General features: G+C 29.0%; 11 protein-coding genes. 6 read left to right on the forward strand and 5 right to left on the reverse strand.

Annotation, left to right across the window (positions count from 1 at the left end):
* Positions 1-13: 13 nt before the first annotated feature.
* Positions 14-760, reverse strand: a complete 747-nt coding sequence (locus ABIN73_02975) for a ribonuclease Z (GenBank protein MEO0268684.1) — start codon at positions 758-760, stop codon at positions 14-16.
* Positions 761-798: 38 nt separating this feature from the next.
* Between ABIN73_02975 and ABIN73_02980 the strand changes: the two genes are divergently transcribed.
* The 4 genes from ABIN73_02980 to ABIN73_02995 are packed head-to-tail and all read left to right on the forward strand — an operon-like array spanning position 799 to position 4920.
* Positions 799-1818 carry a GntG family PLP-dependent aldolase gene (locus ABIN73_02980; protein MEO0268685.1) on the forward strand — a complete coding sequence of 340 codons (1020 nt, stop codon included), beginning with the start codon at positions 799-801 and terminating at the stop codon, positions 1816-1818.
* 1 nt (position 1819) lies between these two features.
* A complete protein-coding gene (locus tag ABIN73_02985) occupies positions 1820-3154 on the forward strand; it encodes an amidophosphoribosyltransferase (GenBank protein ID MEO0268686.1) in 1335 nt (444 codons plus the stop codon).
* Entirely contained in the window at positions 3155-3883 is a 729-nt protein-coding gene (gene kdsB, locus ABIN73_02990) for a 3-deoxy-manno-octulosonate cytidylyltransferase (protein MEO0268687.1), read from the forward strand.
* The gene (locus ABIN73_02995; GenBank protein MEO0268688.1) at positions 3880-4920 is read left to right on the forward strand and encodes a radical SAM protein; all 1041 of its coding nucleotides are present in this window, start codon (positions 3880-3882) and stop codon (positions 4918-4920) included. The genes kdsB and ABIN73_02995 overlap by 4 nt, the downstream gene beginning before the upstream one ends.
* On the opposite strand, the gene ABIN73_03000 is transcribed toward ABIN73_02995, so the two are convergent.
* A complete protein-coding gene (locus ABIN73_03000) occupies positions 4912-7029 on the reverse strand; it encodes a sugar-binding protein (GenBank protein ID MEO0268689.1) in 2118 nt (705 codons plus the stop codon). The genes ABIN73_02995 and ABIN73_03000 overlap by 9 nt on opposite strands.
* A gap of 72 nt (positions 7030-7101) precedes the next feature.
* On the opposite strand from ABIN73_03000, the gene ABIN73_03005 reads away from it, so the two are divergent.
* Positions 7102-7671: a nitroreductase family protein gene (locus ABIN73_03005; protein MEO0268690.1), complete on the forward strand. Its 570-nt coding sequence runs from the start codon at positions 7102-7104 to the stop codon at positions 7669-7671.
* Between the two features lie 401 nt (positions 7672-8072).
* Positions 8073-9014, forward strand: coding sequence for a hypothetical protein (locus ABIN73_03010; GenBank protein MEO0268691.1), 942 nt, complete (start codon positions 8073-8075; stop codon positions 9012-9014).
* A gap of 12 nt (positions 9015-9026) precedes the next feature.
* On the opposite strand, the gene ABIN73_03015 is transcribed toward ABIN73_03010, so the two are convergent.
* Genes ABIN73_03015 through ABIN73_03025 form a run of 3 tightly spaced genes read right to left on the reverse strand, consistent with a single transcriptional unit; the run spans position 9027 to position 12110 of the window.
* Complete coding sequence (locus ABIN73_03015; GenBank protein MEO0268692.1) at positions 9027-9524, reverse strand: hypothetical protein; 498 nt, start codon at positions 9522-9524, stop codon at positions 9027-9029.
* A 49-nt stretch (positions 9525-9573) separates the two neighbouring features.
* Positions 9574-11013: a glycosyltransferase gene (locus ABIN73_03020; GenBank protein MEO0268693.1), complete on the reverse strand. Its 1440-nt coding sequence runs from the start codon at positions 11011-11013 to the stop codon at positions 9574-9576.
* A 20-nt stretch (positions 11014-11033) separates the two neighbouring features.
* Positions 11034-12110: a heparan-alpha-glucosaminide N-acetyltransferase domain-containing protein gene (locus tag ABIN73_03025; GenBank protein MEO0268694.1), complete on the reverse strand. Its 1077-nt coding sequence runs from the start codon at positions 12108-12110 to the stop codon at positions 11034-11036.
* Positions 12111-12459 lie beyond the last annotated feature (349 nt).

Consider the following 12459-nt stretch of genomic DNA (forward strand, 5'->3'; position numbering starts at 1 on the left):
AACCTTTAAAAAATCAAATTTTTATTTCATGAAATAAAGGCGGGATAATTACCTTTTTATCTATTTTATTGTGAAAGTATTTTTTTAATTTTTTTCTATCCATAACAGGATAAAGATGAATTAAGTATGTTTCATGAGGATAAATATCTTTTATTAATTTTAAAACTTTTTGAGGATTCATGTGATTTTCAATATCAATGGGTACAGAGCATTCTGTTATTAAAATATCAACTTTTTTCATAATATCCCTATAGGTTTCATCATAATCAGTATCACCAGTATAAGCAATTCTTTTACCCTTTACATTTAAAATATAACCAATACTTTCATTTCTGTGTTTTGTTTTGAAAGTTTCTATTTTTATGTTTTTAAATTTAACTTCTTTTCCAGGTTTTAACTCCTCAATTTTTAATTTATAGCTTTTGGGTTCAAGTTGTTTTTCAAATAATTTAAAAATATCTTCCATTAATCCTTTAAGTCCAGATGGTCCAAAAATAAAAAATTCTTTTTTTCTTGGGTCTGCTTCGTACCTGAAGGCAAATAAAAGAGGAATAATACCTATAATGTGGTCTATATGAAAATGGGTGAGGAAAATTGCATCTATATCATTTATCCTTATATTTTTTCTTATGAGATTTTTCATTATTCCTTCACCAAAATCAAAAATAATTTTTGTATTTTTATATTCAACAAATAAAGAACTTGGAGAGTTATTTTTTTCTGGAATACCCGTTCCAGTTCCAAGAAATATTATTCTCATTTATTTATGATACTTGAATACCTTATTATTTTTAAACTATGAATAAAATAGTTGATTTAAGAAGCGATACTGTTACAAAGCCAACCCCTGAAATGTATGAGGCAATTAAGAATGCTCCACTTGGAGATGATGTTTTATCAGATGACCCAACAGTTAAGGAACTTGAAAAACTTGCAGCAGAAAAAACAGGTTTTGAATCCGCCCTTTTTGTTCCTTCAGGCACAATGGGAAATGCTATAGCCTGTAAGGTATGGACAAAGGAAGGAAGTGAGGTAATATTAGAGGAAATGTGCCATATATATAATTTTGAGGTAGCTCATCTTGCAGAAATTTCAAGAGTTCTTCCAAGACCTTTAAAAAGCATAAGAGGTTATATTGACCCTGATGATATTGAAAGAAACATAAAAAAGGAAGGATTGCATACACCCGGAACTTCCCTTATCTGTCTTGAAAATACCCATAACTACTGGGGTGGAAAGGTTTTGACCCCTGAGTATTTAAAAGAAGTAAAGGAAATTGCTGAAAATTATGGAATTCCTGTTCACCTCGATGGTGCAAGAATCTTTAATGCGGCAGTTTTTTTAAAAAGGGATGTTAAGGAATTTACGAAATATGTTGATTCCCTTATGTTTTGTCTCTCAAAAGGTCTTTCCTGCCCGATTGGTTCAGTTTTATGTGGAAATAAAGAATTTATTGAAAAGGCAAGAAGGGTTAGAAAACTTTTAGGTGGTGGAATGAGGCAGGTTGGAATAATTGCTGCTTGTGGAATAGTTGCCTTAAATAAAATGATAGATAGACTTGATGAAGACCATAAAAATGCAAAAAAGCTTGCTGAAGGTCTTGCAGAAATATCCTGGATAAATATAAATCCAGAAGATGTTGAGACCAATATTGTTATTGTTCATACAGAAAGAAATGAGGAAGAAATATGTAAAAGAATGAGAGAAAAAGGTGTTTTAGCGCTTCCCTTTGGTAAAAACAGAATAAGATTTGTGACTCACAAGGATGTTTCTTTTTCTGATATTGAGTATGCCCTTTCAGTTATAAGGAGTATTTGATATGTGTGGAATAATAGGTTATTTAGAAAAAAGAGAGAGAAAGGATTTAGGTGAAGTTGCTTATATTTCCCTTGAAATGCTTCAGCACAGAGGTCAGGATGCAGCAGGTATATATACTTTTGAAGGGAATTTAATAAAGGGGCAAGGTTCAGTTGACCAAGTTTTTAGGAGGGAAGTTATAAAGAGTATAGAGGGAAGGGGTTTTATAGGGCAGACAAGGTATCCAACTACAAAAACAAAAGAAGAAGCTCAGCCAATTGAATATGAATCCCTTGCTATGGTTCATAATGGCCATATTTATAATGTTCCTGAAATTATTGAAAAATTTGGAACCCCAGGTTTTGAATCAGGAATAGATATTATTGCTTTTTTTTCAATATTTAAAAAGGAAAAAGATATTTTAAAATTTTCAGAAAGCTCTTTAAAAAATTTAAAGGGTGGTTATTCTCTTCTTGGAATTTTTAAAGATAAATATTTATTTGCCTTAAGGGACCCCTACGGCATAAGACCACTTTTTTATTCCTATGATGAAAATAGAATAGCTATTACTTCTGAGACAATTGTTCTTGAAAAACTTGGATTTAATGAATTTTTTGAACTTGAAAGGGGGAATCTTTTATTGATTGATAAAGATTTAAATATAAAAAAATATGAACTTATTGAAAAAGAAAATAAATTCTGTTCCTTTGAGATTGTTTATTTTTCAAGAACAACCTCAAAATATAAAGGTAAACAGATTTTTGAATACAGGGAAGAACTTGGAAAGGTTTTATGTGATTTATTTCTTGAATCTCACAAGAATTTTGATTTTAAGGATACAATAATTTCTCCTGTTCCTGAAACATCAAGGGCAGCAGCTGAGGGATTTTTTAAAAGATTGAAAGAAAAGGGTATAGAAATTCCCCTTGTGGATGTTCTTGAAAAACATAGATACGGGGGAAGGAATTTTATAAAACCTTCTGAGGAAATAAGAAGAAGAGAGGTCTTCTATACCTTAACACCAATTGAAAAAAATGTTAGAAATAAAAAGATTATTTTGATTGATGATAGCATTGTTAGGGGAACAACATCCAGTAAGATGGTTAAATTATTGAGGGAAAAGGGAGCAAAAGAAATTCACCTTGCCATTACATTTCCACCCATAAGATATTCCTGTTTTTATGGAATTGATACTCCTACAAGAGAAGAACTGATCGCTTCCTTTAAGAGTGTAGAAGAAGTAGGTAGGGAAATAGGTGTAGATACTTTAACATATATGACACTTGAAGGTTTAAAAAAAGTTCTTGGTAACGAGATATGCTTTGCATGTCACGATGGTTCCTATGTTAATCTCTGAATGAAGCTTGTAATTGCGATACCCTCAAGATATTCTTCAAAAAGGTTTCCTGGAAAACCTCTTGCACTTATAAAAGGAAAACCGATGATTGAATGGGTTTATGAAAAAGCAAAAAAGGTAAAAGAAATTCTTAAAAATTCTTTTGACTTTATTGAGATAATTATAGCAACTGATGATGAAAGGATACAAAAAGTTTGTGAAAAATTCAATGCAAAAGTTATTATGACAGATTCTTCAATTCCTTCAGGAACAGATAGAATATATCATGCAACAAAGAATATGGATTATGATTATATAATGAATTTACAGGGAGATGAACCTACAATTTATGAAAAGGACCTTGTAAGGTTGATAGAAAAGGCGGTAAAAAATAATTATCCTTCAGCAACACTTATTTATAAAACAAATGAAAGTATTGAAAGCCCTGATACAGTTAAAGTTGTAATTGATAGGGAAGGTAAGGCACTTTATTTTTCAAGGTCAAAAATTCCTTATGGAAGGGATTTTAAACCTCCCTTTTATTTAAAGCATATAGGAGTTTATATTTACAGGAAGGATATATTAGAAAAATTTGTTAATTTAAAGGAAAGTTATCTTGAAAGTATAGAGAAGCTTGAGCAGCTAAGGTTACTTGAAAATGGAATTCCCATTTATTGCATTTTTGCAGAAAGAGATACTGTGCCAGTTGATAGAATGGAAGATATAGAAGAGGCTGAAAGATTATTATGAGATGTGAGATATGTAAAAAAAATTTTGATTACATTCCTTTAATTTTAAGAATATGTAAAAAATGTTTAATTATTAATTTTGAAAATGTAAAGGATAAATTAATTTCTATTCATAAAAAATCAAGGGAAAAATATGAACTTTCTTTTCCTGATAAAAAGGTAGGTATCAAGTGCTTTTTATGTGCGAGGGAATGTATTCTGGGTGAGGGGGAGAAGGGATTCTGTGGTTTGAGAATGGTTAAGAATAAAAAAATTTTGAATTTCTGTAAACATGATGAAGGTTTTTTTAAATTTTATTATGACCCGCTTCCTACAAACTGTGTTGCTGACTTTGTTTGTTCAGGGCATAAGGCTTATGGTAAATATAATTTAGCGGTATTTTATGAAACCTGTTCCTTAAATTGTTTATTTTGTCAGAATTATCATTTTAGATTTACAAAGCCATGGAAAGAGAAACCTTCTTCTTATGTTGAACTTGTGAAGGCTTTAAACCCTGATGTTTACTGTATTTGTTTCTTTGGTGGTGATCCGACAACGCAAGGTATTCATTCTTTAAAGGTTGCTGAGGAAGCTATTAAAATGGGAAAAGTTATTTGTTTCGAATCTAATGGAATGTGGAACAGAAAAATACTCAAAAGGGTTTTAGATGTTGTTAAGGAAAGTGGAGGAATTTTAAAGTTTGATATTAAAGCTTTTTCACCTGAAGTTTATTTTGCTTTAACAGGAAGTGATGGTAGAAAAGTTTTTGAAAATTTTGAGTTTTCAGTAAATTATCTTAAAGAGTTTTCTTCAAAACATTTATGTGTATCAACTCTTATGGTCCCCGGTTATCTGGATGAGTATGAAATTTCAAAAATTGCAGAGTTTATATCAAAACTTAATCCAGAAATTCCCTATGCTTTACTTGCTTTTGCCCCACATTTTGAAATGAATGATGTAAGGCAGAATTATAAGAGGGAGGCGGAAAGATTTTATGAAATAGCGAAAGGGAAGGGACTTAAGAATGTAAGAATAGGTAATGTTTTTCTATTAAAATAGGAAAATCCATTTTACCTTTACACCTCCTATTCTTTCCAGATTTGAGAATTTTTGATTCTCATAGTTAAAGGAATGGTTATAAACCAAAAAGATCTTTGATTTTGGTTTTACCTCATAAGTGTAGTAAATTGAAGTTCTCAAATAGGTAAGTTTAGTTTTTTCCTTTTCAAATAATAAAGCAGGATTGAGATAAAATGTTACATTCATAAAGGGTGTAAAGTTATAAGTTAAATAAATTTTGTTACTTGTTAAGGTTTGAATATAGGAATTTCTTTCATCAAATTCAGTCCATCCGTTTGTTTCAATTGAAAAATTAAATCTTCTTGTTGCTGGAAGTTCAAATCCAAAATAGGGTGTTAATGTATAGGCAAGATAGTTTCTTATATAATTCCAGTCATAGTTATAATTTGCTCCAAAATAAAAGGTTATCTGTGTAAAATTGAAATTTATATTGAACCCAAGTGATTTGTATATGAATTCTGTATCTTTTTCAAAGGCTTTTCCTGTTCCTAAGCTTAAATAAATCCAAGTATTTGGATTTCTTAAACCGATATTATTTTCGATAAAAAATAGATTAGAACTTCCCCTTTCTATACCTTCTTTCAGATAAAGGTAAGCTGCTGAGAGAAAATAATTAGAAATTATGCCTCTTTTATTAAATTTTAAATAAACTGGTCCAAAAAGAAAACTCCTGTCACCGGGATAAAAATTCTGGTACCCCATTTCGCTTATATCAATGTAATTATTAACATATTTTCCACTTAAAATTAAAACATAGTTTTCCTTAATGAAGATATTTCCTCCTGAATTGAGTAAGAAACCTATCCTTCCTTTTCCTTTTAAAGTAGAGGTGGCCTGGTAGGCTAACTGATTTCTCTGCCATCTTATTGCTCCATCAATATCACCTCCTAAGTAGTATTCATTTTTTTCAAGATTTTTCATGTAAGTAATCAAAAATCCTGATTCGGAATTGACTAAAAAATATCTTTTAAGTCTTAAAACATTCCAGAGTGTTTGATATGAAGTATCAAAGTCTCCATTTTTTCTTCCTGTTAAAACACTTAATATTCCTGTTTCATAAATATTTGATTTAAATGTATATTTAAGACCGCTCAATATTGGAACTTCACCTGTTCCATCAAGCATCTTTCTTCCTATTCTTCTTGAATAGAATATTTTTGCAGGTGAATAGAATCCCCAGTGTCCGGATCCTGAGGGTTCAAAAATGTTTTTTCCCTCAATAAAAAATGGTCTTCTTTCAGGATAATAGATTTCATATTTACTGAAAGACATTGTGAATGGATCTGATTCAATTTCTGCAAAGTCAGGTAAAACTGCTAAATTTAAAGTATGATTTTCTTTTCTATATAAAATATCTGTTCCTATCCATGGGTGAAATTCTCCTTTTAAATTCTCATCTCTTCTATGATAGTAATCATTTCTAAAAAGACAAACAGGGTAGAATTCAATTCCATAACCTTTAAGAGGTGGGTTAATATTTTTTAAAAGACCAAATTTTGAAGCTCTTAAATCTTCTTTCTGGTCAGGTAAAATGTAATAATTTACTTCCTTTGTTTTATAAAATTCTGTTTTAACCTGAAATCCCCATTCATTTTTATCCTTTGAAAAATTAATTGTTTTAAATGGAATTTTTATTTCAGAAATATAGATATATTCTCCCTTTTCATTTTTTATAATTTTACTTACATTTTCCCAGACTGAATCCCATGAGTCGTCAAAGCTTCTTCCATCCTGTGTTACTATACCATCCTGTCTTTTACCATCAAGGTATATAGCAAAATAGTAAGCATTAACCTTTGATAAAAGAGGGTCAATATAAATACTTATTTTATCATTTTTACCTGAAAGTTCTTTTCTTGGTTTTTCTTCTTTATAGTTTATCTTTATAAGAAAATAAAGGTTATTTTCATCGTAAATTGATTTAACAGTTGTTTTATATGTAGATGTAGAATCGTAAAAGGGATAGAACATTTTATCAACCATAATTGAGTCGGATACTTTCCATATTGAATCAACTTCGCCATCAAATTTTATTCCCTTATCAAAAAACAGGGCATTTAAATTAAAAATTATTAAAAAGATTTCCATTTTTGCCTCCCTTTTATATAAGGTAAACGTTTTTTTAAAACTTTTTGTTACCATTTTATTTTAAAATAAAATATGGAATTTTATGAATTGGTTTTGAATAGATTCAGTTGCAGGAAATTTAAAGATAAAAGTGTGGATAGGGAGAAAATTTTAAAGTGTATTGATGCTGCGAGACTTGCTCCATCTGCCTGTAATTCTCAACCCTGGAGATTTGTTGTTGTGGATGATGAGAAATTAATTAAAGAAATAGCAGAAATTGCTACAAAGGGAATATACGGTGTAATAAATAAATTTTTATTTGAGGTTCCATGTATAGTTGTTGTGGTAGCTGACAAAGAGAAATTTATAGCAAGGTTAGGAGCAAGAATTACTGGAACCCAGTATTATCTTATTGATATAGGAATATCGAGTGAGCATTTTGTATTGCAGGCTCAGGAACTCGGTTTAGGGACATGTTTCATTGGATACTTTAATGAAAGGGGTATAAAAAAGTTACTGAATATACCGAATAGATATAAGGTTCCTCTTTTAATTGCAGTTGGTTATCCAGATGATATATATAAGGAGGAAGATGTTATAAAGGTTAAACTTAAATCAAGGAAAAGTTTAGAGGAGATTGTGTCTTTTAATAAATTCTTATAAAATGATTTTACTCTTAAAGCCAATTGATGAAAAATTTTAAAGAGATATTAGATAATGGGAAAAGGTAAAAATTCGCAGGCTAAAGCCTGCGTCTACCATTTTTTTTGAAAATTTTTAACATTTATTACCATATTCTATAATTTTATGGTAGCCGCACCCTTTAGGGTGCGCAAAAATTCACTATCAAATTTTTTGAAAAATATACAGCGAGGCAACAGAGATGCTTTTGGAGTTAAAAAGTTTTGCGGTATATTTATGGAAAAAGAAAAATTAAGAACATTTTGTCTTAGGTATTTTTTTTTAATCTTATTGAGCCAGAAAAATTCAACATTGTTATGGTATTCTATATTTAATTGACTTATTATTTGTGGAGAGTATAAAATATAAAAAAGGAGGTTAATATGAATTTAATAGTATTTTTCTTTATAAATAAGTATGCCTATGCAGTTTTACCTTATGAATCAAGGAATGTTGATTCCACTGTTTATAGAATTGTTATTGATTATATGGAGGAGGAACTTTCCTCTTATGGAAGTGTTCTTGAAAGGAATAAGGCTCAAGAGCTTCTTCTTAAAGTAAAAGAATGTGAAAGTGACATTTGTTTAAAGAAATACTCGGAAGAATACGATTTGGAAAATATGGTATTTGTTTATCTTGATAGACTCGGTGAAAAATACCTCTTAAGGGTTAAAGTTTTTAATTCAAAGGAAGGTAAATTTGTTTACAATCAGAGAGATATTGCTGACAGGGAATCAGATTTAAATATTATTGTTGAGAGAATGGCAAAATCTGTATATGAAGGAAAAAGCATTGAAAAAGTCGTTACAACAGAAACAATTACAGGTTATGAAGCTGAAAAAGAACCAAGAAAGAGACTTACAAGGAGATATTTAACTGCAAGGGTAGGTTCAATTTTCCCTTTAACAGGATATTATGATGAAAATAGGGATGTTCCTTTGAATCTATCAAGATTTATTCTTGGATTTCATTATGAAGTAAAAAAGACATCAGTTTCCCTTGAATATGCTGTTTTTTCAAGAGGTTTTGGATTTGAATTTCCTGTAAGGTTTTATACTTCAACCGGAGATAATGCTCTATTTTATGAATTTGTGCCTGGTTACTATTTTATGCCTGATATTTATGAAAACGGATACTGGTATTATGATGGTAGTGGTCGCAAAATTGCTGGAGGAAATGGACCTGCTCTTGGAATAGGTGGGGGTTTTATTCTTTTTCACACTTATGATATTCAATTTATTATAGATGCAAAATACCTTTTTATTTTAAATAATGGTCCTGATTCAGGAGTTGAAATAACTTTCGGGCTTTTGGCCGGAAGGTAAGTTAGTTAAAACTTAAGGGACTTTTTCAAGGGTATTGGAAAGCACATTTTTCATAAAATGAAGGTCCTGTAATGTTTTTAAATTTATTTTTCTTTTCTTTAAATTAATAAGGTCTTCTAAGGATATAACATAAACTTTTGTTTCACCAAGTTTTTTTTCTACAATCTTATAATCCTTTATATTTTCTTTTAAGTGCAGTTTAATTCTCCATGGAAAAATTCTCCTGTGATAAAAAATTAAAAATTCCTCTTGAAAACTTTCTTTGTTTTTTAAATACTCATATAAAAATTTGTATTTTATATTTCCTTTTATTTTCATCCCCATATTCTGCATTAATTTTATAAATCTTTCAAGGTTCTTATCTTCAAAATCAATTATTAAGTCTATATATCTTATTTTTTTTCTAACCCCCCACATATATGTGGCTGTATCGCCGAAGATTGTGAAATTTATGTTGTATTTTTCAAAAAAATTAAAAAACCTTTCAAATTTTAGGAGATACTTTTTCATTTTTGCTTTTTACTATTATAAATATTTAATGATAAATTTTTCAAATATACTATCTTTTTGTAAGAACGCTTTTTTCTATTGCTACATTTGTACTCACAATATTAATATGTTTTACAAAGTAATAAAGGCTACTTAAAGAAAAGAGGAAAAGCCATGGTATTGCACCCCAGATTTTCAGTTTGAAAGCTAAAAAAATGGAAATAAAGGAATAGAAAATTTTTAAAATTTCTGATATACCTATCTCATATTTTACAGAGTAAGCTTTTCTTGTCCCATTTCCCTTTTTGGGAGTTCTTTCAAAAATAAAATCCTTTTTGAAAATTGCTTCAAGAACAGCTTTTGTTCCTTCAAAACAGAAAGAAGTAAAAACTATTATCAAATAAAACATATCTTTAAGTCTCCACTCATATAAGTAATCTTTTCTTACTTTTTTATCTATTGTCCATATGTTATATAAATTTACCATACCAAGAAAAAGAACAAGAAGTCCAAAGAGTATATGTGAATATCTTGATAAAGGCCAAATAATAACAAAGTAGATTACATTTAAAAGGTAAAGGAAAGGTGAAAGGGTATGGATTAAAATATTAAGTTTATCCTCTCTATCTAAATTTGATTTCAAAATGCTCTTCCATAGCTTCAGACCGACCTGAAAAGTTCCTTTTGTCCACCTTTTTTGCTGAATTAAAAAAGCATTAAAATCTGTGGGTAATTCAGAAGAAACTAAAAGATCATCTAAAAAAATCCCCTTGAATCCTTTAAGGTGACTTCTTATTGATAAATCAAGGTCTTCTGCAAGGGTATCTTCATGCCAGTTACCTGCTTCAATTATAGCAGATTTTCTCCATATTCCAGCAGTTCCGTTAAAATTAAAGAAGAAACCACTTTTAAACTTTGCCTCCTGCTCAAGCCAGAAGTGATTTCTTAAAAGCATTGCCTGAATTCTTGTAAGTAAGTTTTCATTTTCATTTATATAATCCCATTTTGCCTGAACGAAAGCTACTTTTGGATCTTCAAAATAGGGAAGGGTTCTTTTTAAAAAATCAGCGGGTATTATAAAATCAGCATCAAATATTGCCACAAACTCTCCTTTTGCATATTTAAGTCCATTTTTAAGTGCTCCTGCTTTGAATCCCTTTCTATTATCTCTTCTTATTGCGTAGATATTAAATCCTTCTTTTCTCTTAATTTCAACAAGTCTATCAACAAGTTCCTTTGTTTCATCAGTTGAATCATCAAGTATTTGAATTTCGAATTTTTCCTTTGGATAATCAATTTTTACAGCACTCTCCACTATTCTTTCCACTACATTAAACTCATTATAAATTGGTATCTGAATTGTAGTAAAGGGAAATTCCTTAATTTCCTTCTGGGGCAATTTTACTTTTTCTGAATTTCTGTAAAGAAGTAAAAGCCAAAGTCTATATGCCCCAAAAATTGCAAATAGCAAAAAAACCGGAAAAAATAAAAATAAATAAAGAAAATACATTTGGTGAATATATTTTAATTTTAGTATGGTCTTAAAAGCAAGTTAAAAAGAAAATAAAAGTAAATTGAATATTTAATCACATTTGATAAATTTTTCTTTTCTCTTTTAAGATAATTCCAGAAAAGTGATATAAAGGTAAAAAGGAATATAAGAGTAAAAATTATTAGATAGATTTCAAAAAAACTTAAAGAGCCTGAAAAAAGTGATTTTAAAGAAGTTTTATTGAAAGCAGAACCATAAACAACTAATAGATGTGAATAATATACAAGGAGTGATTCCATTCCGAGGATTTTTATAATATTCAAGAATTTATTTTCTTTATTTTCTAATTGATATAAAATTAAGGATAAAAGAGTTAAATTAAAGATTTTAAAATAAATAGAGGCGACAAAATTTGTAAAAGGTTTTAATAAAAGGTATATTAAAAAATTTATTAATGCAAAAATTATAAAATAAAAATTTTTATTTTCCTTTTTTATCACTAAATATCCGAGAAAAACACCTGAAAAAAGGTATATGGAAAAGGGTGTTAAGGGAAAGTTTGAATTTTTAAAATACTTATAGAAGAAGAGGGGTAAATCAGGTTCAAATCCTTTATTAATAAAGAAACTTAAAATTGAAAAAATAAAAATTAAAAAAAAGTTTGTAATTAAAAAAAATTTCTCCTTTTTGGTAATAAAATAAAAAAATTGAAGTATTAATAGGCTTACTCCTATACATTGAAGGATATCAACATTAAAGAAATTATTCCAATCATTAAATTTTGAATATAATAATATTTTTCTTAAGGAAAAATAGGGAAGATGAAGGGTATAACCAAGTAAAATAATAAAAAGTATTCTTCTTATTCTTGTAAATAATTTTTCAGAAAAAACAAGGTATTCTTTTCTATCTATTGTTGATAAAGCAAAGCTTATTCCTGAAGCAAAAAGAAAAAGGGGAGCAGTGTATCCTCTAACATGCATCCAGGTCTGGTAAAAGAGGGATGATTTCTGGGAAATTGAAAGCAGGGCATCAAGGGAATGTCCGTTAATCATTTCAATAACAGCGATACCTCTTAAAAGGTCAAGGAATAAAAACCTTTTTTTATCTTTCACCTTATTATTTTATGAAAATTTATGAATTAGAATAAAAGATAGTAAAGGTATAATTGTTTTTTTTGACATTTAATGAAAAATTTTAAAGAGATATTAGATAATGGGAAAAGGTAAAAATTACCATTTTTTTGAAAATTTTTAACATTTATTCTCATATTCTATAATTTTATGGTAGCCTTACCCTTTAGGGTTCGCAAAAATTCATTATCAAATTTTTTGAAAAATATACAGCGAAGCAACAGAGATGCTTTTGGAGTTAAAAAGGTTTGCGGTATATTTATGGAAAAAGAAAAATTAAGAACATTTTGTCTTAGGCATTCCTTTTAATCTTATTGAGCCAGAAAAATTC

The sequence above is a fragment of the candidate division WOR-3 bacterium genome (genome assembly GCA_039804025.1).
Classification (GTDB): Bacteria; Hydrothermota; Hydrothermia; order Hydrothermales; family JAJRUZ01; genus JBCNVI01.